This window comes from Brachybacterium atlanticum, from assembly GCF_025669985.1.
Taxonomy (GTDB): domain Bacteria; phylum Actinomycetota; class Actinomycetes; order Actinomycetales; family Dermabacteraceae; genus Brachybacterium; species Brachybacterium conglomeratum.
In genome coordinates, this window is record NZ_JAKJJW010000024.1 from 1 (window position 1) to 15,422 (window position 15,422).

Annotated in this window: 13 protein-coding genes; 7 read left to right on the forward strand and 6 right to left on the reverse strand. The window is 72.2% G+C overall.

Annotated elements, in window-relative coordinates; translation table 11 throughout:
• Positions 1 to 1,503, reverse strand: a 1,503-nt coding sequence (locus L3K22_RS11805; protein WP_263311534.1) for a DEAD/DEAH box helicase, incomplete at its 3' end; no start/stop codon positions are given.
• 69 nt (positions 1,504 to 1,572) lie between these two features.
• Here L3K22_RS11805 and panD point away from each other — a divergent pair.
• The 5 genes from panD (at position 1,573) to L3K22_RS11830 (ending at position 7,693) form a co-directional block, all read left to right on the forward strand.
• The gene (panD, locus tag L3K22_RS11810; RefSeq protein ID WP_263311535.1) at positions 1,573 to 1,998 is read left to right on the forward strand and encodes an aspartate 1-decarboxylase; all 426 of its coding nucleotides are present in this window, start codon (positions 1,573 to 1,575) and stop codon (positions 1,996 to 1,998) included.
• A 162-nt stretch (positions 1,999 to 2,160) separates the two neighbouring features.
• Positions 2,161 to 2,940, forward strand: coding sequence for an AEC family transporter (locus L3K22_RS11815; RefSeq protein ID WP_263311536.1), 780 nt, complete (start codon positions 2,161 to 2,163; stop codon positions 2,938 to 2,940).
• Complete coding sequence (locus L3K22_RS11820) at positions 2,940 to 3,086, forward strand: hypothetical protein (RefSeq protein ID WP_263311537.1); 147 nt, start codon at positions 2,940 to 2,942, stop codon at positions 3,084 to 3,086. The genes L3K22_RS11815 and L3K22_RS11820 overlap by 1 nt, the downstream gene beginning before the upstream one ends.
• A 250-nt stretch (positions 3,087 to 3,336) precedes the next feature.
• Positions 3,337 to 6,294, forward strand: coding sequence for a leucine--tRNA ligase (gene leuS, locus L3K22_RS11825; protein WP_263311538.1), 2,958 nt, complete (start codon positions 3,337 to 3,339; stop codon positions 6,292 to 6,294).
• 193 nt (positions 6,295 to 6,487) lie between these two features.
• Entirely contained in the window at positions 6,488 to 7,693 is a 1,206-nt protein-coding gene (locus tag L3K22_RS11830; RefSeq protein ID WP_263311539.1) for a hypothetical protein, read from the forward strand.
• A 66-nt stretch (positions 7,694 to 7,759) separates the two neighbouring features.
• Here L3K22_RS11830 and clpB read toward each other — a convergent pair whose 3' ends face one another.
• Positions 7,760 to 10,420, reverse strand: a complete 2,661-nt coding sequence (clpB, locus tag L3K22_RS11835) for an ATP-dependent chaperone ClpB (RefSeq protein WP_263311540.1) — start codon at positions 10,418 to 10,420, stop codon at positions 7,760 to 7,762.
• Positions 10,421 to 10,707: 287 nt separating this feature from the next.
• On the opposite strand from clpB, the gene L3K22_RS11840 reads away from it, so the two are divergent.
• Positions 10,708 to 12,105, forward strand: a complete 1,398-nt coding sequence (locus tag L3K22_RS11840; RefSeq protein ID WP_263311541.1) for a PrsW family intramembrane metalloprotease — start codon at positions 10,708 to 10,710, stop codon at positions 12,103 to 12,105.
• 89 nt (positions 12,106 to 12,194) lie between these two features.
• On the opposite strand, the gene L3K22_RS11845 is transcribed toward L3K22_RS11840, so the two are convergent.
• The 4 genes from L3K22_RS11845 to L3K22_RS11860 are packed head-to-tail and all read right to left on the reverse strand — an operon-like array spanning position 12,195 to position 15,020.
• A complete protein-coding gene (locus L3K22_RS11845) occupies positions 12,195 to 12,635 on the reverse strand; it encodes an RNA-binding S4 domain-containing protein (protein ID WP_263311542.1) in 441 nt (146 codons plus the stop codon).
• A complete protein-coding gene (locus L3K22_RS11850; RefSeq protein WP_263311543.1) occupies positions 12,632 to 14,173 on the reverse strand; it encodes an amidase in 1,542 nt (513 codons plus the stop codon). The genes L3K22_RS11845 and L3K22_RS11850 overlap by 4 nt, the downstream gene beginning before the upstream one ends.
• Complete coding sequence (locus L3K22_RS11855) at positions 14,170 to 14,679, reverse strand: low molecular weight protein-tyrosine-phosphatase (RefSeq protein ID WP_263311544.1); 510 nt, start codon at positions 14,677 to 14,679, stop codon at positions 14,170 to 14,172. The genes L3K22_RS11850 and L3K22_RS11855 overlap by 4 nt, the downstream gene beginning before the upstream one ends.
• Positions 14,680 to 14,690: 11 nt before the next feature.
• On the reverse strand, positions 14,691 to 15,020 hold the full coding sequence (locus L3K22_RS11860) for a GNAT family N-acetyltransferase (RefSeq protein ID WP_263311545.1): 330 nt from the start codon (positions 15,018 to 15,020) through the stop codon (positions 14,691 to 14,693).
• 24 nt (positions 15,021 to 15,044) lie between these two features.
• Here L3K22_RS11860 and L3K22_RS11865 point away from each other — a divergent pair, with 24 nt between their 5' ends.
• Positions 15,045 to 15,410 (forward strand): DUF952 domain-containing protein, encoded by a 366-nt coding sequence (locus tag L3K22_RS11865; protein ID WP_010551005.1) that lies wholly within the window; start codon positions 15,045 to 15,047, stop codon positions 15,408 to 15,410.
• Positions 15,411 to 15,422 lie beyond the last annotated feature (12 nt).

Below are 15,422 nucleotides of genomic sequence, written 5' to 3' on the forward strand. Positions count from 1 at the left end.
GGTGCCGCCGGAGCCCTTGCCGCCGGACCCCTTTCCGGCCGCGGAGCCCTTGCCCGCACCGCGCCCGCCGCCGCGAGCACCCTGCGCCCCGCCTCGTCCGGCGCCCGCGCCCTTGCCCCGGCCGGGAGCGCCGCCGCGCCGCGGTCCCCCGCGGCGCTCCTGCGGCTCCTCGTCCCAGGAGGCGCGGCGCTCCTCGTTCGTGCGTCGCGCCTCGGCCTTGCGCTCGTCGGCGCCGCGGGAGCGGGAGAGGTCGAGCTTGCGGGGCGCGCCCTTGTACTTCACGCGGGCGGGGTCCTCGACGGGCTCCCCGGCCGGGGTGCGGCCGCCGAGCTCCTCGAGCACGGGGTGCTCGGCGTCCTCGACGTCCTCCACCCAGCGCGGCCCGACCTCGGCCTCGCCCAGGATCCGACGAGCCTGACGGGTCTGGTGGGGCAGGGCGAGGGTGACCACGCTGCCGGCGCCGCCGGCGCGTGCGGTGCGGCCGGAGCGGTGGACGTACTCCTTGACGTCGTCCGAGGGGTCCACGTGCACCACCATCGTCACGTCGTCGATGTGGAGGCCGCGGGCGGCGACGTCGGTCGCGACCAGCACGGGGAAGGCGCCCTGGCGGAACCCGGCCAGCACGTTCGTGCGCAGCCCCTGCTGCTTGTTGCCGTGCAGGGCCGCGGCGCCGATCCCCACCTCGACGAGCTCCTGGGCGACGCGCTCGGCGCCGAGCTGGGTGCGGGTGAACATCAGGGTGCGTCCCTCGCGGGCGCCGAGCTGGGCGGTCACGGCGCGCTTCGCGGCCGGTGCGATCGCCAGGACGGTGTGGTCCATGGTCTTCACCGCCGCGGTGACCGGGGTGGTCTCGTGGCTGATCGGGTCGACGAGGAAGGTGTCGACGATGTCCTCGACCTGCCCGTCGAGCGTCGCGGAGAAGAGCATCTTCTGGGTGCCCATCGGGACGGCCGCGAGGATGTCGCGCACATCGGGCAGGAACCCGAGGTCGGACATGTGGTCGGCCTCGTCGATCACGGTCGACTCCACCAGGTCCAGCTGCAGCGCGCCCCGCTCGGCGAGGTCGATCAGGCGTCCCGGGGTCGCCACCACGATGCCGACCCCGCGGGCCACGGCATCGGCCTGCTTCTCGATGTTCATGCCGCCGGAGACCAGCTGGGCGGAGATCCCGACCGCGCGGGCGAAGGGGTGGATCGTGTCGACGACCTGCACCGCGAGCTCGCGGGTGGGCACGAGCACCACGCCGAGCGGCCGACGGCGACGCACCTTGCGGCCGCGGAAGCGGGAGGTCATCGCGAGGGTGAAGGCGAGGGTCTTGCCGGAGCCGGTCTCCGCGCGGGCGAGCACGTCGCGGCCCGCGAGGGCGTCGGGCAGGATCGCGGACTGGATCTCGAAGGCGCGCTCGAGCCCCTGCGAGGCGAGGACGCCGAGCAGCTCGTCGGGCAGCGCCATGTCCTCGAACCGCTCCGAGAGATGGGCGGAGCGGCGGCGAGCCTTGGGCATGGTGATCCTCCTGACGACGACGTGCACTCCCATCATCCAGCATCTCGCACTCATGGGATACTGGGAGCGATGTTGCGCACTCTCATGACCTCGAAGATCCACCGGGCCACGGTCACGCAGGCGGACCTGCACTACGTGGGCTCGGTGACGATCGACCCCGTCCTCACCGAGGCCGCGGGTCTCGTCGAGCACGAGCAGGTCACGATCGTGGACATCGCCAACGGCCACCGCCTGACCACCTACGTGATCGAGGGTGAGCGCGGCAGCGGCGTGATCGGCATCAACGGCGCCGCGGCGCACCTGGTCTCCCCCGGCGACCTCGTGATCATCATGGCCTACGGACAGCTGGACGCGGCCGAGGTCGCCTCCCATCACCCGCGCGTGGTCCACGTCGACGAGGACAACCGCATCGTCGAGATCGGCGAGGATGGCGCGCAGCCCGTCCCCGGTATGCCCGATCAGATCGACGGCCGCACCTCCCACGGCATCCGCTGACCCCTCGTCTCCGCGGCATCCGGCCGCACGAGCCTCGGGAAGCGGGGCACGGGGTCGCACCCTCCCCACCGGCCGGTGTCCGACCCGCGAACGCAGGAAGCCCCTTTCCGCCTGGCCCTATAGGATCGGTGCGGTGACCTCCTCCGCACCCCTTCCTCCCCAGTGAGCGGCGTCCTCGCGGGCTTCTTCATCGTCTGGTCCATGATCGGCGTGGGCTGGGTGGTGGGGCGCACCGGCGTGCTCGGCGCCCACGGCCGCTACGTCCTGAACCGCACCACCTTCTTCGTCGCCTCCCCCGCGCTGGTCCTGGTGGGCCTGCTCGGCTCCGACGTCCGCTCCGTGTTCTCCCTGCCGATGCTGGTGGCCGGGCTGTCCGGGCTCGCAACGGGCGCGCTGCTGATCGCCGGGGTGGCCCTGTTCACGACACGGCGCGGAGCGGACCTGGTGGTCACCGCGATCAGCGGCTCCGTCGTCAACGGCGCGAACATGGGCTTCCCGATCGCGCTCTACGTGCTCGGCGACATCTCCCACGCCCTGCCGGTGATCCTCTTCCAGCAGGCGGTCTACACGCCGCTGTACCTCTTCGTGCTGCACCGGGTCACGGAAAGGGACGCCCAGGGCGCGGCCGGGGTGCTGCGCAGCATTGTCGCGAACCCCGTCATCATCGCCTCGGCCGTCGGGCTGGTGCTCGTGCTGCTCGGGGTGCAAGTCCCGCAGGTGCTGCTCGACCCGGTCCAGTCGCTCGCCGACATGGCGATCCCGGCGATGCTGCTGGCCTACGGGCTGTCGCTGCACGGCTCGCGTCCGCTCGCGAAGGACGACGGCTATCGTGGGCTGATCGCCGTCGCCTCCGGTGCGAAGCTCCTCGCCATGCCGCTGATCGCGCTCGGGATCGGTCTGCTGCTGGGGATGCGGGGGCCCATCTGTACGAGGTCGTCGTGATGGCGGCGCTGCCCACCGCGCAGAACGTGTACGTCGCCGCCGCCCGCTACCGGGCCTCGGAGAACCTCGCCCGGGACACGGTGCTCATCACGACGATCGGGACGGTGCTCGTGCTGCTGCTCATCTCCGCGGTGCTCGAGGTCTGAGAGCGCCGGGGTCAGGAGAGCGGCGCGCTAGGATGACCGGGTGACGGAACGGCTGCTGCTTATGCAGCCGCGTCGGACAAGGCCCGCGACCGTGTCGCGCTCCTGAGCGAGCGCCCGGCCACGACGAGGCACCGACGCGGCTCCCCTCGCCTGCGCGAGGGTTTTTTCATGTCACGAGACCATCACCCCACTTCCTGACCCACTGCCTGGCGGCCACGGCCGCACTGATCCTTCGGAGGACGATCCACCCATGAGCGAGGCACCCCACCGGTACACGGCCGCGATGGCGGACGAGATCGAGCTGCGCTGGCAGCAGCACTGGGACGAGGAGGGCACCTTCCACGCCGACAACCCCGTCGGCGAGCTGCGCGGCACCGCCCCCTCGCTCGAGGAGGCCACCGCCGCCGCCACCTCCTCGTCCGAGAAGATGTACATCATGGACATGTTCCCCTACCCCTCGGGGTCGGGGCTGCACGTCGGCCACCCGCTGGGCTACATCGCGACCGACGTGGTCGCGCGCCACCAGCGCATGCTCGGCAAGAACGTGCTGTACACGATGGGCTACGACGCCTTCGGCCTGCCCGCCGAGCAGTACGCCGTCCAGACCGGCACCCATCCGCGCACCACCACCGAGGCGAACGTCGCGAACATGCGCCGCCAGCTGCACCGGCTGGGCCTGTCCCATGACGCACGCCGCTCGCTCGCGACCACGGACCCCGAGTTCGTGAAGTGGACGCAGTGGATCTTCTTGCGCATCTTCGACTCCTGGTACGACCCGGACGCCCCGAACGCCGACGGCGTCACCGGGCGCGCCCGCCCGATCGCCGAGCTGCGCGAGGAGCTGCGCGCCGGCACGATCGATCCCTTCGTCCTCGCGGGCCGCCAGGGTCTGGAGATCCCCGCCTCCTGGCAGGGCCGCAGCGCCGCCGAGGTCCCCGGCGCCACCGACGCGGAGATCGCGCAGATCGCCGACGGCTTCCGCCTGGCCTACATCTCCGAGACGCCCGTGAACTGGTGCCCCGGCCTCGGCACGGTGCTGGCCAACGAGGAGGTCACTGCCGAGGGCCGCTCCGAGCGCGGCAACTTCCCCGTCTTCACCCGGCGCCTGCGCCAGTGGAACATGCGCATCACCGCCTACGGCGACCGCCTGGTCGACGACCTGGACCGGGTGGACTGGCCCGAGTCGATCCGCTCCATGCAGCGCAACTGGATCGGCCGCAGCCACGGCGCCCAGATCAGCTTCCCCGTCGCCGGTCTCGCGGGCCGCGAGGACGCCGGCTTCGACGTGTTCACCACGCGCGCCGACACCCTGTTCGGCGCGACCTTCTGCGTCCTCTCCCCCGAGCACTCCCTGCTGACGGACGTCTCCGCCCTACCGGAGGCGTGGCCCGAGGGCACGCACGAGGCCTGGACCGGCGGCGCCGCGAGCCCCCGCGAGGCCGTCGCCGCCTACCAGGCGCGCGCCGCCTCGCTGGACGAGGACGAGCGCACCGAGGAGGGCCGCGAGAAGACCGGCGTGTTCACCGGCCTGTTCGCGACGAACCCGATGGACGGCCGCGAGCTGCCCGTGTTCACCGCCGACTACGTGCTGATGGGATACGGCACCGGCGCGATCATGGCCGTGCCCGCCGAGGACGAGCGCGACTTCGCGTTCGCGGACCGCTTCGAGCTGCCCGTGATCCGCACCGTCCGCCCGCCGGAGGACTTCACCGGCGGGGCCTGGACCGGCGAGGGCGAGAAGATCAACTCCGCCTCCGCGGACCTGGATCTGAACGGCCTGGACAAGGAGGAGGCGAAGGCGCGCGCCACCGCCTACGCCGAGGAGAAGGGCTTCGGCCGGGCCCGCACCACCTACCGCCTGCGGGACTGGCTGTTCTCCCGCCAGCGCTACTGGGGCGAGCCCTTCCCGATCGTCTACGACCCCGCGGATCCCGAGACTCCGATCGCGCTGCCGGAGTCGATGCTGCCGGTGGACCTGCCGGAGGTCGCGGACTTCTCCCCGAAGACCTTCGACCCGATGGACGCCGATACCGAGCCGCAGACCCCGCTCTCGCGCGCCGAGGACTGGGTCGAGGTGGAGCTGGACCTCGGCGAGGGGCCGAAGACCTACCTGCGCGAGACCAACACGATGCCGCAGTGGGCGGGCTCGTCCTGGTACCACCTGCGCTACATCGACCCCACCGAGGACGAGGTCCTGGTGCGGCCCGAGAACGAGAAGTACTGGCTGGGCGCCCGTGAGGAGGGCGGCGTCGGCGGCGTGGACCTCTATGTCGGCGGCGTGGAGCACGCGGTGCTGCACCTGCTGTACGCGCGGTTCTGGCACAAGGTGCTCTTCGACCGCGGCGACGTGACCAGCCAGGAGCCCTTCCACCGCCTGTTCAACCAGGGCTACATCCAGGCCTACGCCTTTACCGACTCCCGCGGCGTGCACGTGCCGGCCGAGGAGGTCGTCGCGGAGGCCGACGGCACCTTCACCTACCAGGGCGAGCCGGTCACCCAGGAGTACGGGAAGATGGGCAAGTCGCTGAAGAACGCGGTCGCGCCCGACGACATGTACGAGGAGTACGGCGCGGACACCCTGCGCGTGTACGAGATGTCGATGGGACCGCTGGACCTCTCCCGCCCGTGGGAGACCCGCGCCGTGGTCGGCTCGCAGCGCTTCCTGCAGCGCCTGTGGCGCCTCGTGATCGACGAGGAGACCGGGAAGCTGACCGTCTCCGACGAGCCGGCCGACCTGCCCACGAAGCAGGCGGTGCACCGGACGATCGACGGCGTGCGCCGCGACATGGACCGGATGCAGTTCAACACTGCCATCGCGAAGCTCATCGAGCTGGTCAACCACCTCACCAAGCAGCTCACCTCGACCGGCTCCGTGCCGCGCGAGGCCGTGGAGCCGCTGGTGCTGATGGTCTCCCCGCTCGCCCCGCACCTGGCCGAGGAGCTGTGGGTGCGCCTGGGCCGCTCCGGCGGGGTCTCCCGCGTGGCGTACCCGGTCGCGGATCCGGAGCTGCTGAAGGCCGATCAGGTCACCTGCGTCGTCCAGGTCAAGGGCAAGGTCCGTCACCGGATCGAGGTCGACCCCGAGATCTCCGCCGAGGACCTCGAGGCCGCCGTCATGGCCGAGGACCGGGTCAAGGAGCTGCTCGAGGGGCAGACGGTGCGCAAGGTGATCGTCCGCGCCCCGAAGATCGTGAACATCGTGGTCTGAGACCGGGCGGCCGTCGGCCCCGTCGCTCCCTGGAGCGGCGGGGCCCTCGCATGTCCGGCCGTGGTCGTGTCGGGCTCGTATTCGGATTCGGACTCGGACCGAGGGCCTGGGACCGTTCCTCCACATCCGGCCGTCGTCCACATCGAGGCCCGGACCCGGGCGGCACGGACCGAGCGATCCCTAGCCTCGCGCCATGGACACCTTCTGCGGATGCGACACCGAGACCCTGGACGATCTGGCCGAGCGGGTGCGCGAGGGCGCGCTGCGCCTGATCCAGCTGATCGAGCTGCTGCGCGAGGCCGCCGAGTCGGTCGACTGGACCGGTCCCGACGCCGATGCCCACCGTCATCGCACCGCGACGATGGCCGAGCACGGCCTCGCCGCCGGCGCCGACCTGCGCGCGAAGGCGCTGGAGCTGAGACGCCATGCGTGGGAGCAGGAGCGGGCCTCGGAGCTCGACCCCGGAGTCGCGGTGCGGGCCGAGCTTCCCGGGGACAGGGGCGGCAAGGAGATCTTCGAGGAACCCGGCCGCTGGATCGGCGGCCCGATGGCGCCCGCGGACCCGCGCGATCCCGCCCCGGGCCTCCGCGGCCTGCCGACGCCGCCCGGCGGCTGGGGTCCGTGGATCGGGGGGCCGATGGCTCCGGCAGACCCGACTTCCCCGGTGCCATCGCTGCCGACCCCGCCCGGAGGCTGGGGTCCGTGGAGCGGCGGGCCCTTCATGCCGTCCCCTCCGCCGCCTGTGGTGTCGGGGCCGCTGCCCGAGGGTGAGCAGTTCGCGCTGGATCCCGGGATCGTCGCCGAGGCGCGCGGGGACCGCGAGCTCGCCCTCGGCTCCGTCCCGGTCGCCGGTCACATCCAGACCGCGCTCGGGCTGCACGAGGAGCTCGGGCACCTCAACGATCGCCTCGACGAGGCGGCCGACGGCACCGTCTTCGAGCCCCTGGCCCGCGTCGCGCGAGTTCCCCACACCGTGACCGAACCGGTGCTGGGCGAGGGCTCCACCGCCGGCCAGCTGGCGGGAGTCCTCGATCGGAGCTGGGCGAACGTCCTCCAGACCGGTTCCGAGGTGACCGCCGCCGTCGGCGAGGGCGACCTCGCAGCGGCCGCGCGCGCCGGCGAGCGCGGGTTGTACCGCAGCGCGGAGAACTCCGCGGACCTGCTCGCGATCACGCCGATCCCGGCCTATGCGGAGACGGGCGCGGATCTCCTCGGCGAGGGGGCCGACGCGGTCCGCGGGATCAGCCCGGAGGCGGCTGCCGCTCTGGAGAGCGCCGAGGCCACGGTCCGGGAGGACGTCGAGGGCCTCACGGACTTCCGCGAGACCCTCACCGACGGGGAGACCTGGTACGACGCACGACGTCGCTACGCGCCGATGCCCTGGGACCCTCAGGGCTGAGCCGTGCGGCCCAGTCCTGAGGGAGGGGCGGCGGGGTCTGTCCGGCGTGGCCGGCTGCAAGCCCGCTCAGTCGGACGGTCGCTCCTCGTCCGCCTCGTCCGCGGGGTGCTCCAGCTCCTCCGCAATGCCGAGCACGAGCCCGTCGCCGTCGGCCGCAGTGGTCACCGTGACCGTCTGGCCGTCCTGCACCTGACCGCGCAGGATGAGACGAGCGAGGCCGTCCCCGATCTCCTTCTGGACCAGGCGCTTGAGCGGCCGCGCCCCGTACATCGGGTCGAAGCCCTCCTCGGCGAGCCAGCGCGTGGCCGACTCGTCGACCTGCAGCTCGATGCGCCGTTCGGCCAGACGCTCCGCGACCTCCTGGATCTGCAGGGTGACGATGCGGCCGAGCTGCTCGGGGGAGAGCGCGTCGAACAGCACGATGTCGTCGAGCCGGTTGAGGAACTCGGGCTTGAAGGAGGCGCGCACCACCTGCATCACACGGTCGTGCTTCTCCTGCTCGGTCAGCGCCGGATCCTGCAGCGCATGGGCGCCGAGATTCGAGGTGAGGATCAGGATCGTGGAGCGGAAGTCCACGGTCCGGCCCTGTCCGTCGGTGAGCCGGCCGTCGTCGAGCACCTGCAGCAGCACGTCGAACACGTCCGGATGCGCCTTCTCGATCTCGTCCAGCAGCACCACCGAGTAGGGGCGTCGCCGCACCGCCTCGGTGAGCTGGCCGCCCTCGTCGTAGCCGACATAGCCCGGGGGCGCTCCGACCAGCCGTGCGACGGTGTGCTTCTCGGAGTACTCCGACATGTCGATGCGGATCATCGCCCGCTCGTCGTCGAAGAGGAACTCGGCCAGCGCCTTGGCCAGCTCGGTCTTGCCCACGCCCGTCGGGCCCAGGAACAGGAACGAGCCGGTGGGGCGGTTGGGGTCGGAGATCCCGGCCCGGGCCCGTCGCACCGCGTCGGAGACCTCGGAGACCGCACGTTCCTGCCCGATCAGCCGCTTGCCGATCAGCTGCTCCATCTGCAGCAGCTTCTCCGTCTCCCCCTGCATCAGACGCCCGGCGGGGATGCCCGTCCAGGCGGCGACCACCTCGGCGATGTCATCGGGGCCGACATGGTCGGCGACCATCGGCCGCTCGTCCTCGCCCTCTGCGCGGCCCTCCTGCTCCTCGGCCTCGCGCAGCTGCTGCTTGAGCGAGGGGATGTCGCCGTAGAGGATCTTCGAGGCCGCAGTGAGGTCGCCCTCGCGCTGCGCTCGGTCGGCCTGCATCCGCAGCTGCTCGAGCTGCGCCTTGAGATCGCCGACCAGGTTCAGCCCGGCCTTCTCGCGCTCCCAGCGGGCGGAGAGCTCCTGCATCGCCTCGGTGCGGTCGGCGAGCTGGGAGCGGACGGACTCCAGGCGGGCCAGCGAGCCCGGGTCGTCGCTCCCGGCGAGCGCGAGCTCCTCCATCTTCAGCCGGTCCACCTGGCGCCGCAGGATGTCCAGCTCCTCGGGGGAGGAGTCCAGCTCCATGCGCTGGCGCGAGGCGGCCTCGTCCACCAGGTCGATCGCCTTGTCCGGCAGCTGGCGCCCGGCGATGAACCGGTCGGAGAGGGAGGCCGCGGCGACCAGTGCGGAGTCGGTGATGGTGACCTTGTGGTGCGCCTCGTACTTGTCCTTCAGACCGCGCAGGATCGTCACGGTGTCCTCGACGCTCGGCTCCCCCACCAGCACCTGCTGGAATCGGCGCTCGAGCGCGGGGTCCTTCTCGATGTTCTCGCGGTACTCGTCGAGCGTGGTCGCGCCGACCATGCGCAGCTCGCCGCGGGCGAGCATGGGCTTGAGCATGTTTCCGGCGTCCATCGAGCCGTCGCCGGAGCCGCCCGCGCCGACCACGGTGTGCAGCTCGTCGATGAAGGTGATGATCTGGCCGTTGCTGGTGCGGATCTCGTCCAGGACCGCCTTCATCCGCTCCTCGAACTCGCCGCGGTACTTGGAGCCGGCGACCATCGACGAGAGGTCCAGGGAGATCAGGCGCTTGCCGCGCAGGGAGTCGGGGACGTCGCCGGCGACGATGCGCTGGGCGAGACCCTCGACCACGGCGGTCTTGCCCACGCCGGGCTCGCCGATCAGGACGGGGTTGTTCTTCGTACGGCGGCTGAGCACCTGCACGACGCGGCGGATCTCGGCGTCGCGTCCGATCACCGGGTCCAGGCGTCCCTCGCGGGCCTGCTCGGTGAGGTCGATGCCGAACTTCTCGAGGCTCTGGAAGGTGCCCTCGGGGTTCTGGGAGTCCATCTGATTCATGCGGTCATCTCCTGAGGTCAGTGTGCGGACGGCATCGCGGAGAGCTCGTGGGGTGGCGCCGACGCTGCTGAGCAGCCTCGAGGCCGCGTCCTTGCCGAGTGCGATGCCGATCAGCAGATGCTCGGTGGACAGGTAGGTGCGGTGGGCGGCGTCGGCCTCCTGGCGCGCCGCCTCGAGGGCGTCGTAGCCGGTGCCGACGAAGGTGGGCGAGGACTCCGCGCCCTCGCCGGAGACGCGGGGCAGGGAGTCGATCGCCTGCTCCGCGCGGCGGACCACGTCCAGGGGATCGACGCCGACGGCCTCGAGCGCGGCGCGGGCGATCCCGTCGACCTGCCCGGCGAGCGCCCACAGCAGGTGCATCGAGGTGATCTGGGGGTTGCCGAGCTCGACGGCCTTCTCCGCTGCCGCGGTGACGGCCTCCTGCGAGCGAGTGGTGAACTGGAACTCCACGGTGCTCCTTCCGCTGTGCGAGCCCTTCCGGGCGGTGGTCTCGGGATGATCATCCCTGCTCGATGGGGTCAACGTCGACAGGGTTGAGTCTATTCCGCTCAACCTTGTCGATCTCGAGCTGTGCGGGCGACGGGTCCGTCCACAGGCGCTCCGGCCCCCCGGTGCGCGGCGAACCTCCCCTGTAGCATCGTCCCGGAGCCGCGCACCGTCCGTCCAGGGGAACCGACACCGACGGGGTCGTCGGCCCCGCCCGCACCCCCGCACCTCCTCCAGAGACCGAGGCCTCCATGTCCCAGTCCCCGTACCCGCCGCAGGGCGGCCAGTACATGCCCAACGGTCGCCCGCGGCCGGGAGCGACCCACTCCGCGCCCGGGGCCCCGTCCTTCCAGCAGCAGCCGCGGTACATCGACTACGGCAATCCCCGGGCCTACGACACCTCGGTGCGTCCGGCCTCTGGGCTCACCGCCGCGCGCTTCGCCCCTGCACAGATCCAGCGTCCCGACCAGGCTCAGCCGCAGTCGGCCTGGTCCACCCAGACCCGTCGGGTGCAGGAGGTCTCGCAGAACCCCACGCAGCTTCCCGCGGTGAGCATCCTGGTGTGGATCTCGGCGATCGTGCTCGGATTCGCCCTGCTGCTGGTGCTGGGCTACTTCTTCCTCGAGTTCGTGCTCACCGCGAGCTCGAGCCCGGTGTGGTGGCCGGTGACCGCATTCCTCGCCGGGATCTCGCTGCTGGTGATCGCGCTGGTGATGTTCCTGGCCGACAGGTGGGACCCGCAGCCCTTCCCGCTGCTGCTGATCGCGGTGTTCTGGGGCGCGGCGATCGCCGCCTTCGGCAGCTACTGGATCAACACCCTCAACAGCCTGTTGGTCTACACGGTCACCGGCAGTGAGGCGGCCGTGAGCTTCGCAGGCCCGGTGATCAGCGCGCCGCTGGTGGAGGGGACGACCAAGGGCGCGGGCCTGCTCGTGCTGATGCTGCTGGCGCGCCGCTACTTCAACGGGCCGCTGGACGGGCTGATCTACGGCTCCCTGATCGGCGGCGGCTTCGCCTTCACCGAGAACATCATCTACTACACCCGGATCCTCGAGGAAGCCGGCGGCGCCGGCGTGCTCATCCTGTTCATCATGCGCGGCGTGCTGAACATCTTCGGCCACGCCATCTACACCGCCTGCACCGGCGTCATCGTGGGCTTCGTGACCCGCAAGTGGGGCACGATCATGGGCTTCCTGGTGTTCATCCCCGCGCTGATCCCGGGCATGCTGCTGCACGCCGCCTGGAACTTCACCGCGGGCCTCGGCGGCGGGATGGCGATGACGGTCCTGATGTACGGCACCAAGATGGTCGTCTCCTTCATCTTCCTGCTGGTCATCATCGCGCTGATCTGGGACGAGTCCCGGCTGACCCGCGTGCGCCTGGGCGACTACGCGAACCAGGGCTGGCTGACCCATGAGGAGGTCGACATGCTCGCGACCTGGAAGGGGCGCCGCGAGGGCATGCGCTGGGCCGCCCAGATCGGCGCGAAGCCCGTGATGAAGAGGTTCATCCGCGAGAGCGCGGACCTCGCCTCGATCCGTCAGCGCCTCCTGGCCGACGGCGCGAACCCGAAGGTCGTCCAGATCGAGCGGAACCTGCTGCAGCGTCTGACCAGCAACCGCCAGGAGCTGCTCTCCCACGCCCGCTGAGCAGAGCCGACACGAACAGGGCACAGCCCTCGCGCACAGGCCCCGCCCCCCGGTCACCGGGGGGCGGGGCGTGTGCCGTGAAGGACAGGTCAGCGCTCGTCCTCGCTCCAGGGGTGCTGGTCGCGGCCTCGCAGGCGCTCGAACTGGCGCCGCTCGCGCTTCGTGGGCCGTCCGGTCCCCCGCTCGCGGCGGGGCGGCGCCGCGGCGAGCTGCGGGACTGGCTCCGGGCTGTGGTCCTCGTAGGCCTCACGTGCGATGGGGGCGCCGACGCGTTTGGGGAGGATCTTCGTGACGACCACGATCTTCTCCCGGCCCGGGGAGCGCACCCGCAGCTCGTCGCCGACGGAGATCCGCTGGGCGGCCTTGACCGGCTCGCCGTTGCGGCGCACATGGCCGCCGCGGCAGGCGGCCGTCGCGGCCGAGCGCGTGGGCATCAGCCGGGCGCTCCACAGCCACACGTCCAGACGCACCGACGTCGGGCCCGACGACGCCCCGGTCCCGGAGGCCTGACCCGCTCCCCCGTCGCTCATGCGGACTGCAGCGTCCGCACGAGCGGCCACGGATCGTGCGCCTCGAGCTGGGCGGCGAGGGCGAGCAGGAGCGGCTCGTCGCCGGGCCGCGTGGCGCCGAGCTGGACGCCGAAGGGCAGCTCCACGCCGTCCACCGTCTCGCGATGCAGCGGCACCGAGAGCGCGGCGGTGCCGAGCATGTTCCAGGTGCTGGTCCACGGGGTGAAGGCGCACTGGGCGGCGAAGTCCTCGGCGCCGTCGGCGAGCTGGAGCGTCTCCGGGAACGCGGGCGGGGCCGCGAGGGACGGGGTGAGCACCACGTCGAAGGGGGCGAGGTCCTCGAGGGTGCCGCGGGCGAGGGCCTGCACCCCGCTGAACGCGGCGGCGAGGTCGACGCCCGTGTATGCCCTGCCCTGCTCGCGCAGCCAGCGGGTCAGCTCCAGCAGCTGCCCCTCCTGCGCGGGCCCGAGGGGGATGCTCGCCGCGCCGACGGTCCACAGCGGCATGAAAGCGGTCCACTGCTCCGGGGTGAACGGGGCGGGGATCTCCTGCGTGCTGTGCCCGAGCTCCTCCAGCAGGCGCACGGCCCGCTCGAGGCCGGCGAGCGCGGCCGGGTGCACCTCGGTGTCCGCGGCCAGCGGCTCGCGCAGCACGCCGATGCGCAGCCCCTGCGGCGCCGCGCCCCGCTCGAGCTGTGCGAGATAGCTCCCCTCGTGGGCGGGGGCCGGCATGAAGTCGCCGGGGCGGGGCCCGGCGATCAGGTCGAGGCCCGCCGCGAGATCGCGCACCTCACGGGCGAGGACCCCGTCGGTGACCAGCCCCATCCCCTCGCCGCCGTACGGTCCGGGCGAGACGAGGCCGCGGGACGGCTTCAGCCCCACGATCCCGCAGCAGGCGGCGGGGATCCGCACCGAACCGCCGCCGTCGGAGCCGTGGGCGATCGGCACGATGCCGCTGGCGACCGCGGCGGCGGCGCCGCCGCTGGATCCTCCGGCGGTGCGTCGCAGGTCCCAGGGGGTGCGGGCCGGCGCGCCGGTCGCGGGCTCGGTGTAGCAGGGCATCCCGAACTCGGGGGTCGTGGTCTTGCCGACGGTGAGGGTGCCGCCGTCGAGCAGACGCTGCGCGACCCCGTCGGTGCGCGTGGCGATGTTCCCGCGCAGCGCCGCGCTGCCGGCCTCGAAGGGGGCGCCGGCGAGCTGGGTGAGGTCCTTGATCGGCATCGGCACCCCGAGCAGGGGGTGGCTGCGGGAGAGCTCCTCGAGGGCGCCGTCGGTGCGGGCCGCCTCCAGGTGCTCCCCCGCCTCGCGGGCCTGGGCGAGGGTGAGCTCCTCGAGGACGTGGGCGAAGGCCCCGACCTCGGCGCCGACGGTGCGGGCGCCGTCGAGCGCCGCCTCGGCGAGGGAGACGGGATCGATCTCGCCGGAGCGCAGGGCCGCGGCGGTGGAGAGGGCGCCGAGCGGCGCATCCGTCGCGGAGGCGCCCCGAGGCGCTCCCGCTCCCCCGTCGGCCCTCAGGGCCGCGCCTGCCGGGTCGCCGGGCTGCGGGGTCGCGGCGGTCACCGCCTGACCCCGTCCTGGGCGCCCTGCTCGAGTCCGGCCCGCACGTGGTCGAGGATCCCGTCGACGGCCTCGGTGATCTGCTCCCAGGTGAGCTCGAAGTCGCTCTCGTCGCCGTACCAGGGATCGCGGATGCCGGTGTCCTCCACGGGCTCGGGGGCGAAGTCGCGGACCATGCGCAGCGTCTCCGCGGCCCGGTCGGCGCCGAGCACCGAACGGATCGGGTCGACGTGGTCGTGGTCCAGGGCGAGCACGAGATCCGCGCCCTTCAGCTCCTCGGGATCCATCCGTCGGGCCCGGTGGGCGGAGGGGTCGATCCCGTGCTCGCGCAGCAGCGCCCCGGCGCGCGGATCGATCGGGTTGCCGCTCTCCCAGCCGGTGGTGCCGGCGGAGGCGATCTCCACCTCCCCGGCGAGGCCCTCCGCCTCGACGGCCTCGCGCAGCGCGTACTCGGCCAGGGGCGAGCGGCAGATGTTGCCGGTGCAGACGGTGAGGATGCGGTAGGTCAACGTCACTCCTGTCAGGTGGTCGAAGGGGTCGTCCCGGGGTCCTCCAGCAGATCCGCGTACTCGGGATGACGCTCGATGAAGCCGCGGACGAACCAGCAGGTGGGGCGAACCTTCAACCCTCGGGCGCGGGTGTCCTCGAGGGCGAAGCGGACGATCGCCGTCCCGATCCCGCGCCCCGAGCGGTCCGGGGCGACGACGGTCGAGCGCAGGTCGCGCACCTCGTCCTCGTCCTCGAAGGCGAGGACGGCCACGACGGTCTCGCCCTCGAGGGCGGCGAAGCGGTCGCGATCGTCGTCGTGGACCAGGCGCACCGCGCCCCGGTCGGCGGAGGTCTCATCCATGCCGGTCACGGTACACTGCCGCTCATGCCCTCGCCCCTGATCTGGCACATCACCGAGTCGGCCGCCTGGGAGGCGGCGGTCCCGGAGGGCGTCTACACCCGCGCGACCCGCGGCAGGGACCTCGCCGAGGAGGGCTTCCTCCACGCCTCCTGGCCCGAGCAGGTCTCTAAGGTCGCCAAGCGCATCTACCCCGACCGCCCCTCGGACCTCGTGATCCTCGAGATCGACGTGGGCCGGGTCGAGGCGGCCGGCATCGCCGTGGACATCGAGGCCGACGTCGACGGGAAGGGCCGCGGCTACCCTCACATCATGGGGCCGCTCCCGGTCAGCGCGGTGGTGCGCCTGCGGCGCACCAAGTGGATCGGGCGGGAGTTCGTGGTCGTCGCCTGACCCGGCCCGTGC

Bases quoted from the DNA above. Each gene is read 5' to 3' on its own strand.
- L3K22_RS11840 (WP_263311541.1), top strand. From the start codon at position 10,708: ATGTCCCAGTCCCCGTACCCGCCGCAGGGCGGCCAGTACATGCCCAAC.
- L3K22_RS11830 (WP_263311539.1), top strand. From the start codon at position 6,488: ATGGACACCTTCTGCGGATGCGACACCGAGACCCTGGACGATCTGGCC.
- L3K22_RS11820 (WP_263311537.1), top strand. From the start codon at position 2,940: ATGGCGGCGCTGCCCACCGCGCAGAACGTGTACGTCGCCGCCGCCCGC.
- L3K22_RS11865 (WP_010551005.1), top strand. From the start codon at position 15,045: ATGCCCTCGCCCCTGATCTGGCACATCACCGAGTCGGCCGCCTGGGAG.
- leuS (WP_263311538.1), top strand. From the start codon at position 3,337: ATGAGCGAGGCACCCCACCGGTACACGGCCGCGATGGCGGACGAGATC.
- L3K22_RS11845 (WP_263311542.1), bottom strand. From the start codon at position 12,635: ATGAGCGACGGGGGAGCGGGTCAGGCCTCCGGGACCGGGGCGTCGTCG.
- panD (WP_263311535.1), top strand. From the start codon at position 1,573: ATGTTGCGCACTCTCATGACCTCGAAGATCCACCGGGCCACGGTCACG.
- L3K22_RS11860 (WP_263311545.1), bottom strand. From the start codon at position 15,020: ATGGATGAGACCTCCGCCGACCGGGGCGCGGTGCGCCTGGTCCACGAC.